At 34.0% G+C, this 17,092-nt stretch carries 30 protein-coding genes; 2 read left to right on the top strand and 28 right to left on the bottom strand.

Annotation, left to right across the window (positions count from 1 at the left end; translation table 11 throughout):
- The first annotated feature begins 20 nt into the window (after positions 1–20).
- The gene (locus tag ABK447_RS09580; protein WP_038458651.1) at positions 21–395 is read left to right on the top strand and encodes a YoqO family protein; all 375 of its coding nucleotides are present in this window, start codon (positions 21–23) and stop codon (positions 393–395) included.
- A 13-nt stretch (positions 396–408) separates the two neighbouring features.
- On the opposite strand, the gene ABK447_RS09575 is transcribed toward ABK447_RS09580, so the two are convergent.
- The 14 genes from ABK447_RS09575 to ABK447_RS09510 all read right to left on the bottom strand — a co-directional run bounded on the left by ABK447_RS09575 (position 409) and on the right by ABK447_RS09510 (position 7,392).
- A complete protein-coding gene (locus tag ABK447_RS09575) occupies positions 409–630 on the bottom strand; it encodes a hypothetical protein (RefSeq protein WP_197200312.1) in 222 nt (73 codons plus the stop codon).
- Positions 631–820: 190 nt separating this feature from the next.
- Positions 821–1,066 (bottom strand): hypothetical protein, encoded by a 246-nt coding sequence (locus tag ABK447_RS09570; protein WP_197200313.1) that lies wholly within the window; start codon positions 1,064–1,066, stop codon positions 821–823.
- Positions 1,067–1,077: 11 nt separating this feature from the next.
- The gene (locus ABK447_RS09565; RefSeq protein WP_241745091.1) at positions 1,078–1,320 is read right to left on the bottom strand and encodes a hypothetical protein; all 243 of its coding nucleotides are present in this window, start codon (positions 1,318–1,320) and stop codon (positions 1,078–1,080) included.
- A 41-nt stretch (positions 1,321–1,361) separates the two neighbouring features.
- Complete coding sequence (locus ABK447_RS09560; RefSeq protein WP_197200315.1) at positions 1,362–1,598, bottom strand: hypothetical protein; 237 nt, start codon at positions 1,596–1,598, stop codon at positions 1,362–1,364.
- A 38-nt stretch (positions 1,599–1,636) separates the two neighbouring features.
- Positions 1,637–1,936 (bottom strand): hypothetical protein, encoded by a 300-nt coding sequence (locus ABK447_RS09555; protein WP_197200356.1) that lies wholly within the window; start codon positions 1,934–1,936, stop codon positions 1,637–1,639.
- Positions 1,937–1,967: 31 nt separating this feature from the next.
- Complete coding sequence (locus tag ABK447_RS09550) at positions 1,968–2,285, bottom strand: hypothetical protein (protein ID WP_259429519.1); 318 nt, start codon at positions 2,283–2,285, stop codon at positions 1,968–1,970.
- Between the two features lie 48 nt (positions 2,286–2,333).
- Positions 2,334–4,532: an RNA ligase gene (locus ABK447_RS09545; protein ID WP_197200317.1), complete on the bottom strand. Its 2,199-nt coding sequence runs from the start codon at positions 4,530–4,532 to the stop codon at positions 2,334–2,336.
- Positions 4,533–4,658: 126 nt separating this feature from the next.
- Positions 4,659–4,916 (bottom strand): hypothetical protein, encoded by a 258-nt coding sequence (locus ABK447_RS09540; protein WP_241745092.1) that lies wholly within the window; start codon positions 4,914–4,916, stop codon positions 4,659–4,661.
- Positions 4,917–5,016: 100 nt separating this feature from the next.
- Positions 5,017–5,448 carry a hypothetical protein gene (locus ABK447_RS09535; RefSeq protein WP_197200319.1) on the bottom strand — a complete coding sequence of 144 codons (432 nt, stop codon included), beginning with the start codon at positions 5,446–5,448 and terminating at the stop codon, positions 5,017–5,019.
- Entirely contained in the window at positions 5,445–5,648 is a 204-nt protein-coding gene (locus tag ABK447_RS09530) for a hypothetical protein (RefSeq protein ID WP_041352901.1), read from the bottom strand. The genes ABK447_RS09535 and ABK447_RS09530 overlap by 4 nt, the downstream gene beginning before the upstream one ends.
- On the bottom strand, positions 5,645–6,127 hold the full coding sequence (locus tag ABK447_RS09525) for a YopX family protein (protein ID WP_197200320.1): 483 nt from the start codon (positions 6,125–6,127) through the stop codon (positions 5,645–5,647). The genes ABK447_RS09530 and ABK447_RS09525 overlap by 4 nt, the downstream gene beginning before the upstream one ends.
- Positions 6,124–6,405: a hypothetical protein gene (locus ABK447_RS09520; RefSeq protein WP_173722090.1), complete on the bottom strand. Its 282-nt coding sequence runs from the start codon at positions 6,403–6,405 to the stop codon at positions 6,124–6,126. Before ABK447_RS09520 ends, ABK447_RS09525 begins: the two co-directional genes overlap by 4 nt.
- A 367-nt stretch (positions 6,406–6,772) precedes the next feature.
- Positions 6,773–7,018 (bottom strand): hypothetical protein, encoded by a 246-nt coding sequence (locus tag ABK447_RS09515; protein ID WP_020954128.1) that lies wholly within the window; start codon positions 7,016–7,018, stop codon positions 6,773–6,775.
- Between the two features lie 74 nt (positions 7,019–7,092).
- The gene (locus ABK447_RS09510; RefSeq protein WP_020954129.1) at positions 7,093–7,392 is read right to left on the bottom strand and encodes a hypothetical protein; all 300 of its coding nucleotides are present in this window, start codon (positions 7,390–7,392) and stop codon (positions 7,093–7,095) included.
- Between the two features lie 165 nt (positions 7,393–7,557).
- On the opposite strand from ABK447_RS09510, the gene ABK447_RS09505 reads away from it, so the two are divergent.
- Positions 7,558–7,779, top strand: a complete 222-nt coding sequence (locus ABK447_RS09505; RefSeq protein WP_038458670.1) for a helix-turn-helix transcriptional regulator — start codon at positions 7,558–7,560, stop codon at positions 7,777–7,779.
- Between the two features lie 220 nt (positions 7,780–7,999).
- Here the strand turns inward: ABK447_RS09505 and ABK447_RS09500 are convergent, their stop codons facing one another.
- The 14 genes from ABK447_RS09500 to ABK447_RS09435 form a co-directional block, all read right to left on the bottom strand.
- Positions 8,000–8,983: an integrase gene (locus ABK447_RS09500; RefSeq protein ID WP_072589266.1), complete on the bottom strand. Its 984-nt coding sequence runs from the start codon at positions 8,981–8,983 to the stop codon at positions 8,000–8,002.
- 20 nt (positions 8,984–9,003) lie between these two features.
- A complete protein-coding gene (locus ABK447_RS09495; protein ID WP_072589267.1) occupies positions 9,004–10,353 on the bottom strand; it encodes a DNA sulfur modification protein DndB in 1,350 nt (449 codons plus the stop codon).
- Positions 10,354–10,429: 76 nt separating this feature from the next.
- Complete coding sequence (locus tag ABK447_RS09490; protein ID WP_072589268.1) at positions 10,430–11,488, bottom strand: tyrosine-type recombinase/integrase; 1,059 nt, start codon at positions 11,486–11,488, stop codon at positions 10,430–10,432.
- Between the two features lie 9 nt (positions 11,489–11,497).
- Positions 11,498–11,662 carry a hypothetical protein gene (locus ABK447_RS09485; RefSeq protein ID WP_021493556.1) on the bottom strand — a complete coding sequence of 55 codons (165 nt, stop codon included), beginning with the start codon at positions 11,660–11,662 and terminating at the stop codon, positions 11,498–11,500.
- Positions 11,663–11,700: 38 nt separating this feature from the next.
- Positions 11,701–11,931: a hypothetical protein gene (locus tag ABK447_RS09480; RefSeq protein ID WP_014471999.1), complete on the bottom strand. Its 231-nt coding sequence runs from the start codon at positions 11,929–11,931 to the stop codon at positions 11,701–11,703.
- Positions 11,932–11,945: 14 nt separating this feature from the next.
- Positions 11,946–12,158: a hypothetical protein gene (locus tag ABK447_RS09475; protein WP_014472000.1), complete on the bottom strand. Its 213-nt coding sequence runs from the start codon at positions 12,156–12,158 to the stop codon at positions 11,946–11,948.
- A 149-nt stretch (positions 12,159–12,307) separates the two neighbouring features.
- Positions 12,308–12,463, bottom strand: a complete 156-nt coding sequence (locus tag ABK447_RS09470) for a hypothetical protein (RefSeq protein WP_164504863.1) — start codon at positions 12,461–12,463, stop codon at positions 12,308–12,310.
- Between the two features lie 121 nt (positions 12,464–12,584).
- The gene (locus ABK447_RS09465) at positions 12,585–12,725 is read right to left on the bottom strand and encodes a lysogeny pheromone AimP family peptide (protein ID WP_124692917.1); all 141 of its coding nucleotides are present in this window, start codon (positions 12,723–12,725) and stop codon (positions 12,585–12,587) included.
- A 21-nt stretch (positions 12,726–12,746) separates the two neighbouring features.
- The gene (locus ABK447_RS09460; RefSeq protein ID WP_197200321.1) at positions 12,747–13,895 is read right to left on the bottom strand and encodes an AimR family lysis-lysogeny pheromone receptor; all 1,149 of its coding nucleotides are present in this window, start codon (positions 13,893–13,895) and stop codon (positions 12,747–12,749) included.
- Between the two features lie 172 nt (positions 13,896–14,067).
- Positions 14,068–14,643 carry a hypothetical protein gene (locus ABK447_RS09455; protein ID WP_197200322.1) on the bottom strand — a complete coding sequence of 192 codons (576 nt, stop codon included), beginning with the start codon at positions 14,641–14,643 and terminating at the stop codon, positions 14,068–14,070.
- 150 nt (positions 14,644–14,793) lie between these two features.
- Positions 14,794–15,675, bottom strand: a complete 882-nt coding sequence (locus ABK447_RS09450; RefSeq protein WP_197200323.1) for a DUF4238 domain-containing protein — start codon at positions 15,673–15,675, stop codon at positions 14,794–14,796.
- A gap of 50 nt (positions 15,676–15,725) precedes the next feature.
- Positions 15,726–16,382: a uracil-DNA glycosylase family protein gene (locus ABK447_RS09445; protein ID WP_038458678.1), complete on the bottom strand. Its 657-nt coding sequence runs from the start codon at positions 16,380–16,382 to the stop codon at positions 15,726–15,728.
- A 78-nt stretch (positions 16,383–16,460) separates the two neighbouring features.
- The gene (locus ABK447_RS09440; protein WP_197200324.1) at positions 16,461–16,592 is read right to left on the bottom strand and encodes a hypothetical protein; all 132 of its coding nucleotides are present in this window, start codon (positions 16,590–16,592) and stop codon (positions 16,461–16,463) included.
- Between the two features lie 228 nt (positions 16,593–16,820).
- A complete protein-coding gene (locus ABK447_RS09435; protein WP_197200325.1) occupies positions 16,821–17,072 on the bottom strand; it encodes a hypothetical protein in 252 nt (83 codons plus the stop codon).
- Between the last annotated feature and the right edge of the window lie 20 nt (positions 17,073–17,092).

The raw sequence follows: 17,092 nt of genomic DNA, 5'->3' as shown, positions 1-17,092 counted from the left end.
ACGTAAGAGTGGGTGATTCCTTGAATAAAACAATCGGTATTACTGGATTAATCATCAGCATAGTAGTGCAATCATTTTCGGCCGATGATTCGTTATCCCACAGGATTGCTACGGGTTTGTTATTTGTATCAATCATGATTTATAATTTTGAACACGCTAAAGATTATTCTAAAAAGTCACTTGTGATTTTAGGTGTTTCCTTTATCGTTTTTATGCTAGGGATTTATAAACTCCTCTCTTTTGCCAGCGATTACTTTGAAGAGCTTAATGTAAATTTTGGATACATTCTTTTATTTGAAATAGCATTGATTATTGCCTTAGTGTCGATTGCAGTAAACGTAATGAAGTACATTGCGAACCGGCTAAGGAAAACACCTAATGGTAAAGAGCTTTGACTCTTTGCCTTTTTTAAGCTAAATACTTCTTCTTATGTGGTCTTCTATGTATGAAATCAAACGCAATATCGACTTGTGCCGGTTCCTTCTCCTCTGCTACTCGCTCTGTAACAACAATCAGTTGTCCATTTTCCTGGCGGTCAATGCTATGGACTGAATATCCTTTAGCAGCGTAATATTCACTAATAATCTCATCAACGTGGTTACTAAGCAGATTCCTCTTTATCACCCTCATTACCTCCACTTATTTTATTTTTACCCTTTAAATATTTATATGTATTCCATCCGCAGCCAGCAAATATGCTTATATCCGCTCCAAGATGCCATTTAAACCAAACTAAGTTAAACCAAGCTGTATCAACTATGTGCTTTAAATAACCTATGTGCCTTCCTCCTTACATTGAAATAATTCTTTTATTTTGTTTTCATGCCCAACTGCCCATTTCGACTTCAACAATTCCTTTAAATACGTCCTTTGCCTTAAAAGATTTATTGGTTTTTGAACGTCCATCATAAGTGGTAAAACTAAAAGATTCTCCTTTATTATTGTGAACAAAGCCTAGTTCTGGTTCTGACCAATTCCCATTTGGAAACCGCTGTCTAACTCTGACAGGTGTTGAACGTTTTACGATGTCTGGATCAAAAACCAATGTCTTAACTTCTTTTAACATTGCATGCCCTCCTATAAACAAATCTTTTTAAGCTGATCATCTAGCTTTCTGAACAATAGCTGAACTTTATCAAACTTTTCATCTTCAAAAACAATAGCATCTTCTTTAAGAACTGCAGCTTTTGAAAAAGCTGTGTTTGAATCATGTTGTACGATGTGGGCGATCCCACCTTTATTTAATACATCATAATACATGCCTATCTTATCTCTGTACCAGTAGCTTGTATCTGAACATTTCATTATCCTCAATTTCATTAACTGTTCACCTCTCATTTCCGTTAAAACAGTCTTTTTATTCAGTGTAAGAATGCTTGACAAACCCACTTGTCTACCCCATCATAAATTTCGACTTCGCAGTGTTGTCCATTTTCATATTTCCAAGTTCCTTGATATTCACCATTAAGTACATCGAATTCTTTATTTTCTTCATTAATCACTTGTGAGTCCGTTAGCTCACACATATAGTCTCCAAATTGGACAACGACCGCTTCCAAAGTTTTGTTTCTGTCATATATCACTCGGATATCTTTCACAATATAACAGCTCCTTTTTCTTTAAAAATTCAACTTCATTAAATTTCTTCAGAAAAATGCTCTTCTTGAATTACAGATTCTCCCCTAGAGTTCACTATTCCAATTTGTAAAAGACAAGGTGAGTTTGACCAAGACTCTCTTTCCATCTCAAGCAACGAAGATAATTTTTCAATTTTCGCATTTGCCTTTGCTTCAATTTCTTTCTCCATCCTAATGAGAACATACTCTCTATGTTTTGCATGAAACTCGATTCTTTCCTCACATAATCTAAGCTCTTCTTTGGCCTCTGAAAGCAAGAAGTTTAATGCAACTTGTTCCTGTGTTTGATATCTTCTCATATAGCTCCTCTTTCCATTAAAATTTTCAATTTTACATATCTCCTAAAATGGTTTTACACCACTCGTTTATATCTGTTGAAATCTGATCAATTTCAAACAGCTTATCCTTTAAGATTTCTTCACCGTCCTCCGTATTAAAGCTTGCTAATCGTTCAAGTTGTTTTGAATAGTGCTTAATCTTTTCAATGCTTAATTCTAAGGAATCCTCTTTAAGTTCAACCTCACCCATGTACTCCATTGTTGAACGAGTCCCGCATATTCCACAAAACGCTCTCTGTCTCTTATAAAATTTATCAATAATAGTGGTATGGCCGCAGCCAGATCTGCAAATGTACTTGTAATGTGTCAAAAAATCTCTTCCTTTCTATGTCAATGAAATTTTACTTTTATCTAGAATTCATTTGGCTTCCAATACCACAGTTTCTTTTTCAAAATCATTTCTCAATTTGATAATGGAAGTTGATTTTAGATACCCTCTGTCCTTTGTCTTAGCCCATGCAAAAAATCTATTATGCAAAGGAGTGTAAAGGCTTCCTGTGTTAACCATATGCTCATGTTTGTTGCTGATCTTATGCTTTACTCCCCTCATTTGTTTCCAAAAGTTATAGTAAGGGAGCTTAAGTTTTGTCATGAAGCCAGCAGCATCTTCAATTACATAACCCTCTTCCTCAATTGAAAAATCTTGTGACACGTCCAGATACCATCTATAGAAATCTGTCCAGTTACTAAACTCCGCAACTTGTTTTTTGCACTCAATGGATAAACACTCTGCAGTAGCTTTCACTCCACTGTAAGGGAGTTTTTCATATGACATCTGTCTTTTTACTATGTCTAAGAGGACTAGTTTGTCTTGATTGTATTCAATGATATGTGGATCTTTTTCTGGAAGTATTACTTCAAAAACGAATGAAACATTATTTAGCTTCAGATAATATTTAATGGCATTTACCGTAAATTCATCAAAGGTCTTCAAGAACAACTCCTCTACCCATTTCGCATGGTCATTTGATAATTGAGATGTAAAGGATTTAGAAGTGAATACCAACTGATCTGACAAAGAGTCATACCCCACAGTCCCTAAATATCCATTTGCCTTATCGAACACTGTTACAGGAAACTTCATTGTATCTACGAGATGATGCATTCTTGTTTCAGATCGTTCTCCAATGTTAAAAAATTTATCATAGCTTCTACTTACAATTTCATTATTCTGGGTGTTAATAAACAAACCCCTTGCCTTAATATTTGTTTCATCCCACTTTTTCTTTCTAAATGCTTGCTTTGTAAAATTAAATGATGAGATATTGTTTGGCATCTTGTTCTCTTGGACATATTCATGATCACGTAAGTGGGAAACCAAATCATCAATTGTTCCAACAGTTACACTATTACTCTGCACATCACTTGAACTTTGTTTAAAAACTTTATTCTTCACTTCATGTGTTTCAATTCCGTTCTCAGACAGTGTAACGACTCTAAGATGACCTCCTCTTTCCACTTGCCCTTCCAGGTTATAAGATCTTTCTGCTGCTAACACAGGTAAACGGTACATGTTTCTATGTCCATGAATCTGTACAACATTTTGGTCAGCCGTATTTTTTGCAAATTCATAATCAATATCGTCTGAATAATCTCCAACTCCATTGATAAATTGTGTTGTTGCGGTCATCAAGAGATTTTCAGGTACGGTTGAAACTCCTCCATGAGTTACAATGTATTTAGTGTTTTTATATGTAAAGTAAGCTAACTGATGAAACTTCCTGGCCAACTGTCTAATGTCTTTTTTATCAATGTTGGATTGTTCGATTTCTGGCTTAGTTTTGTTGTTAAATGTGTTGCTAGGTGTTTCTTCATCATTCCCATACATATTGATATATCTATCATGATTTCCTTCGAGAATAATCACATTTTTATAATCTTTAATTTTGATCATGAATTCTAACAGCTGTGCATTTTCAATACCTCTGTCGATAAGATCTCCTACAAAGATGTATAGTTCATTTTCATTCAAATCACCGTTTAAGTACTCTTGTAGTACAGTATTACACCCATGAACATCTCCGAAAATATGTATCTTTTTATAATCGTCAAAACATCTTGACTTATAAGTCATCGTGTTTTCGAAATCATCTGGTTTTAGAACAGTTACCCAAGATGGCACTTTTTCTGTTGTCATTCTTTCATAAATATTTAGAATACTGCTTTCAGGAACATGCTTATGTTCAGCCCTCATTTTATTTCTTTTTAAGATTCTCCGAACATCAACATCAGAAAAATCAACTACATATACACGGTATCTATATTTTTGAGCTAGTGGCTTATATCTTGAAATCATACTTTGCTTTGAATGAGTTGCATCGACAATTGTGAATTCACCGCGATCCATCCTGTCTTCAAGCAATTTCATTAATAAATCCCACACCTTGTTGTCGTGTTTTGGAGAGATTTCATATTTTCCACTTTTGTTTAACACAGGTGACTGAAACAATAGCCTAATGTTGTCCGCAGAAAGTGTGTATTGCTCAAGTCCATTTTCTTTGATCCAAGTTGATTTCCCCACTCCGGGGCAGCCTCTTAATAACACTAATGTTCTCAAATTCTATCAACCTTTCTATTTTTTATTTTTATCCAAACTGCTCTCTCCAAGGGACATTGCCCACAACACTGTGATCAAGCATTCCTTCGCAACTTTTACACAGAGTTGATTTAGTTATCGGATTTATTACGACTCATCAATAACGAAAAAGTTGCTGTCCTTAGCCATGTCGTCATCTTGCTTACCTCGAATATAAGCGATAAATTTTTCGTCAACAGCGCCAAATTCCAGAACCTCAACGTAAACCTGTCGATGATCGTCCCCTTCAATGCTTACTTTTCCGCCGTTTGTAACCGCTTCTTTATAGGCACGTTCAATCCCATACTCATCCTCAATAAACAACGCTGCATAATCTCCGTCTCCGTAAACGTCAATAATCTTCATCGTTTTACCTCCCGTTAATTTGTATTCAAGTGCTTTTTTCAAATCATTCTTTTTCCAATTTCATCACTCCCCTTGAGATACTTTAAAATGCATCTTTTAATCACTTCTTTGCAGCATAGCTCTCAAAGAATTCTTCAACTGATCTTAGGTAACGGTATTTATTTGGATCTTCTGGATCTCTAAATCTTTTCGATAGTACCAATGACCAATTAAACATCAATGGAGAAAATCTCGCCCATTTGCTAAAGCTTAACTGAAGACCTTTCCATTCTCTCCCTGCTAATTCCGCTAACTCTAGAATTTGATCTTCTTTTAAATTTACTTCTTCTTCAAACATTACTTGAATTTCCTCATATGGTTTATGTCCAAAACAACAGTGGCGTGTTTTCAATCCAATCATGAAATTCAAAATATCAATTAAATTGATCATTTGTGTATCAAGTTCATCATAGGGAATGCCATTTGTAATGAATTTTTCTCTTTGTCCTGCTTTCACACTATTCCTTAATAACAGGGTAGACCTCTTACTCATTCCGCGCCCTCCTCAGTCCAAAACAATCTCTCATTCGTTATTTTTTCCACCTTATAATTTATGAGGTAGTTATTTTTTGCGTATTCCTCTGCGTATTCCAATGCAGTTTTATCATCATTGGCGCCGAAACTGAGATGCTTCCATCCATACTTAACTTCGTACCACAGCTTATATTCAACACGCTTTACTTCAGCATTCACTCCGCGCCCTCCAATAACTCAGGGTTTTGGTAAACGTCGCCAATAACTTCAATTTTCGGGACAAATGTTTCAAGAAATTTTTCATCAAATAACAATGATTCTCTGTTATCCCCGAAATTATCTATCAATAACCCCGCCATGTAACCCCTTGCAGAAAACCCTTTTTCACTTTTCAAAAATTGTTGAATCCATATACCATTTCTTTGAACAACCTCGTAAATAGCGTAACTCCCATGAATTTGATGATTGATATTTACTGGGGATTTAAATATAGAACCGTTATAAATTATTTTTTCGTTTTTATCCTTCAACCCTGTGCCCCACATGAGAACGGAATTTCTGTCATAACTTTCCGCAACAATAACTCTGCAACCATCACGCCATAAAATCCAATTGTCCCCTTTGAGTTCAAGGCTCAACCCTTCATCATCCCAATAATGCATCTGCTCGCCGTCCCACACTCTGTATGCTGTGTTCACAATTCCCGCGCCTCCTTTGGGTTTTCGTCACACATTTCTTTTAACGCCTCCACAAACTCTTTTTCGCTCATGTTCAGCGGTGTGTACCACTTTATCACTTCGTGAAACGGCCGGAGATAATTTGCAAGTGTATCTTCAGCATCTTCCCTTCCTTTTGTTGTCCCAGTAAAATTATTTAAATAGTCTTCACGCGTCATATTTATGTGCGTTGGACAGTCTACCACTGAACTAAATCGGCAGTACCGTCCATTCGGTTGCTTAGCGATTAATGCACCCATGTTATTCCCCCTTATCTTAATCTCTATAAAACTTACATTTTATTTTTATTCTCAATACATTCACGCTGATTCACAACATCACGAAGTATGTATTGTATTTCCTCTAAATTGTCTTTAACAAAATCTAGGTCTCCAATTGCCATTCTGATTTCATTATTCTCTATGCTGCGCAAAGACCTTTCACATGATGCTAAGAGCTTTGTATATTTCCTCAAAACCATAGTTCTTATTTGATCGTTAATTGGTTTATTAATCAATAATTAAAGTGTATCTCCTTTCCTGATTCTAATTTGATTATATATCCTCAACCATTTGTTGTAAATACTTATTTTATTTTTACTCTGAATAATATCAAAAAAAATCAGCTTTACTCATACTGTAAAGCTGCTGTCTTCATAAACGTCTTCATGCCGTCCAGTTTCCAAAGAGTTTCATTTATTTTGTCTCTAAATTCTAAAACTGAAGCATGATCCATTCTAATCCTCAAACAATCCCCATTGTTTTTAAAAATAATGTCTATGTAGTACTCTCCACTTTGGATGTTCTTAGAACCAACACTCATGGAAACTGATCTCATAATGTCTTTCAAGTCAATTTCAAGATTAAAATCCATTGTATGCTCCAGTCTGACTAAAAAGTCACCAATTTTTTATGTCTCATGATGACTGACAAGATGTGTGTGTATTTTTACTTCGATGATAACAATTGTGAAGATTTATAATCCTCATTTTCAAACGAATCGTCTATTTCTTCGGCATAAGAGGTTGTTAATTCAGCATCCTCTGTACACATGATATCTACATCAAATAGTGCCTCATATTTTTCATGATCTTTTTGAAGAAACCCCATTTTTCCTGTTTTATTTCTCAGTTTCTTTTTAATTGATTGATATGCGAACAAAAGTGCTTCCTCTTCATTCTTGGCTTTTATTCTGCCGAAAAAAGGTATGCACAGCTCCCCTTGAATGAAATAATCCTTTTCTGACATACGTTTCCCTCTCTCTGGTAGTAATTAACCGAACTTACGTTCCCTTTTTTGTTGACTTAATTATAACCTTTTACCTAGTTAGTGGCAAATCTTTTTTCTTTCATTTAAAAACTTGGAAAGAATTGATATAGTATGATAAGCAATACTATATCAGGAGGTTGTCCGATGCTTGAGGTTGAAATCGGACAATGTTTGATATCCATTCTCCTTGAACGTAGAGGAATGTCCCTAGGGCAACTTTCAAACCTAACAGGCATCAGTAAGCAAAGGTTAAGTGATTACGCTAATGGCGTTAGACCTTCTATGAATATAAAAACAGCGAAAATCATTGCAATTGCCCTTAACTGTTCGATTGAAGACCTCTATGAATGGAAAATCAAACATTGACTTAATCGCTAGGGAGTTTGACCTAGCGAACCTCCTTGTACCCTTTTTAGTGTATAGAACTATTTTACTGCATATGTACAAATTTGTCTCTGTCTAACTTTGTCGAATTCTGAAAAATATGAACAAAATCCTGATATTTTGTAAAAAATATCACGAGTTAATTCATATTGTTTTTATTTTTACTCTAAAAGTTATGTAAAGTTAATCCCTGTAACAGGGATTAAGAATTAGCCTCAATTACTTCAGACTTGATACAATATTTTTCCAAGTTCTCCATATTCACTACTTTCCTCAGTGATTGTGAATTAAACTCCGCGTCTTCATTCAGGAATCCATATTGTCGAGTTATTTTTTTATAATCAGGTACTTTTAATTCACCCTTCTCTTTATATATCTCATACGCCATGTTGAGCTTTCCTGAGTTGATAAGATTTTTAGGTGTAAAGAAAGGTTCTTCTAAAAATTTTTGAAACTGACTAAAAGAACGGTGAACTAAAAATTTGTCAGCTTTCATACTCTGATTAGAACTCTTATATTTTAGCCTAAAAATATTTTCGCTTTTAACTAATGTGGCAAATTTGTTTTTAAGACCACTGTCTGGAGAACCATTGCTAAGATGATATGTTCTTTGGTCATTAGCACGCTTAAGCAACTCATAACATTTATCACTTACAGTAATTATTCTTATACCATGTTTATCATCTACCAGCTTCACCTTGTTATCATCGAGTAAATCGTCACCTGTTAAATTCAGTAACTCAGAATGCTGATAACCATCTATACCTTCATAAATAGCCTGTATCATGGCCTTATCCTGATAATTAACCATAAAATCAACATACTCTTCTACTTCTTTATTGGTGAATAGTGTTTTTTTGTTTTTGTCTATAAACTGCTTTAGGTCGCCATCCTGTATCTGATACACTTTGTTAATATTACTGTTTGCCAAGCCATTTTCCATTGCCCAGGTTGTGTATTGTCCAATTACAGCTCTTGCTCCTCTTAGTGAATCTATAGATTTGCTATCTAAATCTAAAAATAACGTACGCAGCTCTTCCAAAGAAAAATTAAATATGTCTTTTTTAAGTATGTTTTCTGTAGCTGAAAAATCTTTTAGCCTCAGACGATAAAGGTTTCTTGTTACTTCACTTTCGTATTTCTCTAAAAACTTTTCCTTTAATTCAGCATTATACATTTCACTCATATTAAATTCTCCTTTAAGCTTTAAACAACAGCAATTTCATCATAAAATATTCTCTTTAGTTTCTTCTTCATAGCAGTCTTCAGTTGATTTTCATTATTTCGTCTTCCTAATTCTTCAAACACTCTTCCGCTCTTACTAAAGTCAATTGTATTAAGGATACTTTCAAGCTTGTTTAGTTCTACATTGTTTTCCTTCATCTTCTTGGCCAAATAAACATAACCGTAAAACATTACGTTATGATTAATGTATGATTGCTTTCTAATGGACGATAAATCATCTTCAAGAAATTCATCTGGGAAGGCATAAAAAAGGTTATCAAAAAAGTCGACCAGGTATTTCGCAATTTTCAACGCATCTTTTCGAGATTTCAACTCAAATGCATCATCTATAGCTTCGGATAAAGTATAATATGTCACAAGGAAATTGCTATCGATACCAATTTCACTTTGTGGGCTTATTTTATTTTTAAGTTCACTTTTAAATTTCAGCTGCTCGACAACTGTTGAAGAATACCGTTTTTGCCCTAATTCTTCAATTCTGGATTTTTCAACTGGGTTTATTGTGTTCATTTGAGCAAAGTGAACCTTAGCCTTTTCTTCATCGTAATTGAGCACATTTAAAATGAATGGTTGATCTAATTCAGGGACTTCAGCAATGGCCTTAACAATACCTGAAATTCGATGGTACCCATCTAGAGCATCTAATAAGGTTCCTCGCGTTACAGTGAGGGTTTGGTCGCTTGGATCATATTCAACTTCTTCATCCCCATCTGATGTTCCAAGACGAGCGTTAAAAGTTAACATAGATACAATTAAATCGCCTTTGATAAACAATTCTTTGATCTCATCAACTGATTTAGGGTTTGTTTTAGGTACAGGGATAAGGCTGCCCTTAATGTACTTTCCTTCACGCTGAGTGTTGTAATTGTACTGCAGAATGGAGCTATTATATAACTCACTAAGTTCTTTGGCAGTAATGGAAGTGACATAGTTATCCTCTTTAATTTTAATCACATTTTTAAACTTGTATGGGAGCTTAACCACTTCTTCACCGGCGAATACTCTCCCACCTTCAAGCTCTTTTGCCAATCTGGTTGGAAAATAATTTAACGGATTTAAAGCTGGCGCCCCAAGAATTGAATACATCTCTTTTGAAACAATGTAGACTTCTTTTTCGTTTAAACGCTGTACGTTGTTATCATTATTATTTAAAATTTCTTGGATATAACCAGGGAGTGCCTTGTATTTTTCCGCCATCGTAGCTTTTAATTCCTTCACCATATTGGAATCATCTTTAATATCAATAAGCCTTTCCTCTATTTCACTTTTTAACTTATAAAGTTTATCCGTTGTTAACAAAACATCAGACACATTATCACCTCACATAATCATATTAAATTTATCATTATTTTCATAAGCAAGTAAAGCTTTTATATGATAATTTGTATCACTTATTCAAAAACATTTTAAGTTTACTCTGTATATACATGTCTGATTTTAAAAAGAATTCTTTATATTGCTCTAATGTAACATCATCTAAAAAGGTCATATCTTCTTTTTGATCAACCAAAACCCCTGGATCTTGAGAATAATCCCTTTCATTGACTAAATAATGATCATTCAAAACATTGATATTGCTGTGACCAGAGAACGCTGCCACTTTTTTAATATCACCATTAACGCTGTAAGAAAAGTTTGTTGCAGTATTGCGTAAACTATGCGGAGTTATCTTTCTTTCTTTGGGAATACCCATAACTCTACATACGCGATTCCACATATCCTGTATTGAATCAACTGTTAACTTATGAAATAACAGTTCATGTTCCCCATACTCTTGCTTTAACAGCAACAACTCTTCATAAAAAGCTGTGGAAATTCCAACTGGCCTAGCCTTTTTTTGCTTAGTTTTTTTAAAGTTGACGAGATAACATTGATGCTTTTCTGAATAAGTAATATCATCCCACCCAACTCTAAGCACCTCTGATTTACGCCCTCCAGTACGTGCACTAAACAAAATAAACATCTTTTTCATTAATCTGTTCTGACGCTCAGTAACATACGCTGCCTCAGCAAATTCATCAGCTTCCGATATTCCTTCAAAAGAGCCTGCTGGATTCTTTTCTGTTGGAAGAGGCCTAAAATTAAATACAGATGCATCACACTCATGTTCAGATTCAAGATACTTAATCATACTTTTCAGTGCGGCAATCTTGTTGTTAATTGTTGAATTGGAGTTACTTTTATTTTTAGCCAAATGGGTTCGATAATCATACAGGTCACTCTTCTTGATCGCCAGGTCACTCTCAGTTAAATATTCAATATCCTTGGCAGCATAGTGGTTGAAAAACTCTCTTATATGCCTTTCATACGTGGCTCTAGTATTAGACTTTTCAATTTCTCCAGTTTTTTGATCCCTGTTTCTTAAATCTAATTCATCAAACCACCTATTTATGTTGTTGAATATTGAATAATCCCTTAGTGTTGACGCTTTCTTTTGAGCTTCCATAATGACACCTCATATCATTTTTTTCATTAAGTATTGATCAAATTCTTTCCACGCAACAATCCATTCATTTTCACCTTGAATATTGCTCAGCAGCATTATATTGGCGTTACAGATTTCCATTTGCTTTAACATGTCGTATTCTTTAAGAGCGTTAATTAAGATGTCTGTATTCATTTTATCACACCTAATTTATTTTTATCCTATAATAAAATTCAGTTTAGGACATTTACCCTCTCGTCCTTACAGACGTTTATAATTGGCATCCCCGTCAATTCCTCATAAAGCTCCTCTTCGAACCCAACCCATTCATCACTTGTCGCTTCTCTTCGTAAGAACTCATTATAAGCAACTGCTATCTCAGGCTGCTCTAGAAATTTTAAAACGATCATATGCTTTTTCCAAACTTTAGCCTTGTTTTCTTCTGTGTAATATTTATTATTCATTTTAATTTTACTCCTTAAATGCATTTTATAGAATTTTTTTGTTCTTTAATGAGGTTGTATTCTTTATGATTTTTTCTCATTGTAGTTACATTATTAGGTGTAAACACATCTGGATCCTCTAGGTGGAGATTGACTCGTGTGAAGTTCTTTAGTTGTTTTATGTATTGATATTGTCTTAATGATGTAATCTTCAACTCTTCCTTTTGAGTGGCACTGGTTGTTTCCATTGTTTCATCTCCCAACAACGTTCATCTTGTAACTTCATTATATATGTTGCCAGAATAATATGCAATAATTTATTTTATTTTTATTCACGACAAATAACACATCCCTTATGTATGTGTTAAAATGTCTGCTGATTTGTTTTTAATTCTCATTAGGATACCTTTGCTTTATATTTTGATCTAACCATTTCTGCTTCATTTTCAAGATGATTGTCTTCCTGGGAAATTACAAGATTAATAGATGCCATTTCTTCGTAACCTTTGGCCATATCCTCATAAGAAAGTGCTTGTCCGAAATGCTTTTTCATTTTAATTCCCCCATGTTCTTGTTTTTTATATTATGAATTTCTGGAACATTCTCTTAAAATTAGAAAAGACGCCTGATCCACTGGATCAAACGTCTAGCCAAGTTATGTATTATCTTTGAAGTTAAGCCCCACGGCTTGGTGATGCAACTTTTACAGGCTGATCTACATGGTCTACTGATGCTGTCTCAATTGATTGCTGTCCGGCAACAAATCCAACAGCCATTGCTAACAAGATTACAACTCCAAGAACAATATTTTTCATTTAATTCACCTCCCTTCAATTTTAGACCATGATTAATTCAAGTAGTTTTTCGTCACAGCCCATTTTCCTTAGCTCCGCTAATGGAAGATTGATAAATAATTTATCACCAGATTTTTTCAACTTTGCAGTGCTTTCATAAAAATAATTCTTATTTTGATATAGAATCCCCTTAACGTAATCTAGAATCCCAGAATCATATTCATACAATTCCATATTTTCAAGCTCATTTATTACCTTCTCTGCTTTATTAAATTCCTTATTATTAGTATAGTAATATGCTACCTCAATCTTATCAGGGATATTATCAGTGTCGAAATCAAGCCATTTATTATCCTTATTCCAAACGTTGCTTAAAAAGCAAAGAGCTAATCGCAGCTTATATGTATGATGTTCATTATCACGCGCAAATTCCAACCCTTTAAGATACTGCTCTTTTGCTTTAGAATAGCTTTCAAAAATTAATGTATTACCATATGTTAAATGTCCAAATACTTTTAGGCGATTTATATTTGAATTTTGAATAACTTGTTCTGAATGATACCTGGATTTTTCAATTTCATTATCATTTAAATGAATATTTGCATTTAATAATGAAATCCTATTCATATAGCAATCTTTCACAAAGCCTTCGGGTAAATCGTTGAAATTGAGAATTGATAATGTGCTTTTCATCAATCCAAACTCGCCTACCTTCAAATACTCATACATCAGCATAGCATTTGAGAAAAACAACATTTCATCTGTTTTACACTTTCCGGTTGCTCTTATTGCATCAGTTAAACTTATCTTATTTTCGCTCAATCTTCTATGTATACTGTATGTATTGCCCCATTCTTGACTTGCTAGGTTTTTTGAGCTAGATAGCCTTGAAACTATCTTGTCTGTTAACGTATCCCATTGATTAATATCTGAGTATTCAACAGATTGTCTGGCGCATTTTTTGTTGGGATCCAATGATAAGAAATAATCACTTAAAAGTTGCTCTTCATTATCAGGAAACAAGCTTTTAACAATATTAATTAAACCGCCTAAGTTGTCCATTTCTTTCTCTGGGGTGTTGATGAATTTGTAAAAGCCATTAACTTTTTCGTACCCTGCTATTTTTGAGAGTTTCGCTGCGAGTTGGTTGTCTTTTTCACATTCATTCTTAATCATCTGCTTAAGATTCATTGGTTACTCCACCCCTTCCCAACTTATGTTCCCTTGTTTATAATATACATTAGAGTTGTCAGAATTACAAGTATTTATTTTATTTTTATTCTAATTATTTTTTTAAGGATCCGTATCTGTTTAAAATTCGTATTTTATAAAGACATGATCCTCTTAATAGAGGTCATGTCAGTTATTTGTATTGGTAATAAACGCCCTTCTTGTTTAGCTTTTCAATAACTTTGTCTTTGAATGGTATATCTCCTAGAATTGCATATCTAACTGTATAATTACCTGCTAGAATATCCCGAAAGGACAGATTTGATTTTGTTTTCTTGCTTTCCACTTCTGAGGAAGAATGGCGTCTGAAGAGTAAACTCTTTCTGTATTCTTTAAAGTCGTTTATTTCGCATTCATTCACTTTTATAAAATGCTCAATTAATCGTTCCATTTTTTCTTTACTCGAATATAGTTGTGTGAAACCAAAGTGATGAAAAGCGTGACAGTTTGCACAAATTAAATTTAATCCATTTAATTTAACCACAATATTTTCAAAGTCATAGTGCTCAATCTCGTGAAGGTGAAGGTTCCGCATTTCGTCTTGCTGAGGAGAAAATCCGCAAATGCTACATACAGGTGCATCCTTTTGCAATATATGATCCCTGATTCTATACCAAAGTGATTGACCAACTGCTTTCCTTACAGTTCTTCCATGAAATAAAGAAGGTTTTGCATCAATCTTTAGTTTGAAGTTTGAGTATTTATCCATATGTCTCCCTTTAAAACAATTATTTTATCCGGACTTTTTTTATTGTTTATAATCAATTTCTTTATACAATTCATACATATGCCGATGTTTAAAAACTTTGCAGCATTATCATCTGTTATCTTTTCAATTTCTGAAGAGGCCTTAGCCTTTTTAATGATCTTTTAATTTGTTTTTATTTCTTCTTGCAAAACGGTTTAAAAGTTCAGATGAATGGGAAAATACATATCGATCGGCATTATGAACCACATGTGTGTTAATTAATTTCACATCATTAAGATTAATATCATACCATCCTTCAATATCTCCAATTACGAGTGCTAGGTTTTTACTTAAAATAAAGATGTCACCGTTAATCCATCCAATATTTCCTCCGTAAGCATCTGCCCTGATATAAGAATTGTCGCATGTTATAAAATTTCTCTTTTTGGGAGGATTTATAAACCCCCAATTTTTTTCTGAAATTGACTTTGCAAGCTTACTTATTATTTTAAAAAAATATTGCCCATAACAACTGTCGTCAATTTCAGCAATAATCGAAATCCCTTCATTTTCTTCTCTCTGTTGCAAAAATTCCTTTAAAGTCAGTGCATTGCCGTCTTGTATAAATTCTTTCCTAAATATTTTTATATCCTCATCTTTAAATATTTCACCGGATTTACCATTTATAACTGCATCATAAATTTCATTCAAAATTTGTTTTTTTATCCTGGGACTTCTTAAATATTGTGCAGCAATAAAATATGAAAATTCCTCTTTATTAATTAGAAATCGATTATCTTCCAGATGCTGTATGGTAGGGTTGTAAATAGGTTCAATTGACTCGGCCAAAAAATGTTCTAAATCATATAATTTTTCTTGTTCGTCCACATCAACTACTGTGTAAAAATCTTTAACAATTGAGACACTAGCAATACTTTGTTGTCTTATCTCTTCTTTATCCAGATCATACAAATATATAGTTTCCTGATTCTCTGAAAAATGTTTTAGATATGTCTTTGGAATTGTGTGTTGTCTAACTGGATTTCTATTCACTTTCTATAAACCTTCCCTCTCAATAAAAGGATTCTTTTATCTAAATTCATTCAAAGGAAATTCTTTATTCGATCCCAATCTTCTCTTTGTTTCTCTAAGGGCCTTGAACTTCGAGCCAACTTACCAATATGATAAACAGGGAACCACTTTGCTTCATTTATGATTATGGGTTCCTCGAACTTAATCACATCTCCTAAATGATTCGAGCATCTTATGTTATACACTCTTTTAACAGTCCTAAAGGGTTTTACTCCTAAGGTAATAATAATTTTAGGATTAACAATTTCAATTTCATATTTCAAAAAGTTTTCGCTACAATTCCTATACCAAGCAGATTTTGTTCTACCGGACAAGTTTTCTGTCTCTTTCATGCATAGTATTGCATTCGTCAAGTATGTATCTTCTGGCCTGATACCTATAATAGCTAGCATTTCAATCAGTTTATTGTTTGTTGGATTTAATGGGTTCACTTGGCCCTTATTTCTAATAAATGCATCTACATGACCCCAATCTTGTCCTATGATTAACACTTTAGCATTTAAATTGCCGTGCCATTTAGTCCAAGGATTTATGTGATTGGAATCATATCTCCCATTTAGTATTACTGCCGGATTCTTGACTCCTTGACATAAAGTGCATTGTTTCCTGCGAAGAACTAATTCTCTGTACTTCCTATTTTTTGAGACTTGCCTTAGTGTATCAGACAAAAGATAACCACTCCTTTTGTTCACCTGAGTTAACCTACACTTTAAATAAGGTAATTATTTCAAGATCTCACTCTTTATTTAAAGCCGTTTCCATTCAACATACTCAAATCTCTGTTGATAAAGGTCTTCCAGGATTGCGGCCCATTCAATCCAACCTTCTGCAACAATGCTTTTCGTCTCCCCATCCTCAATCCATTCAATCCAGTACACCTGAACACTCCTCACCTAGTAATAACCTCAATTTGTCTTATTGCAGAAGTAGCTTTAAACTTTGCATGTAGCTCGTTTGCAATCACTAAAGCTCTGACATTGTAGTGAACTTAGAAGCGCCATGAAGCCCCTTAGATGTCTTATAACCACTTCCATTTAATTTAAATGAGTTGAAGTAATCATCATTTTCAAATTGAATAACAAAAAAGTTATCGATAACCGGCATAGCTAACCCCTCTTCAACAGACCAGCAATTTTTATGGCCAGTGGCAGCAATCCAATTAATATGTAAAACACCATGATATTTATTTTATTCTTAAAGAACAGTTCAATCATATTCTGCTCCATACCTGGTGAAAATGAATCAATCAGTTCCTGCTTAAACTCTTCATCATAAACCTGATCAACAAATAAGGCCTTAAATCCTGTCAGAAAGCCTACACCAAGCCAGACTATTAAGAAATATGCTACTCCAATCAAATTAAAGCCCTCCTTACTTA

The sequence above is a fragment of the Bacillus sp. hwrm1 genome (assembly GCF_040207805.1).
Lineage (GTDB): Bacteria > Bacillota > Bacilli > Bacillales > Bacillaceae > Bacillus > Bacillus velezensis.
This window is presented reverse-complemented; position numbering and strand designations above follow the sequence as displayed.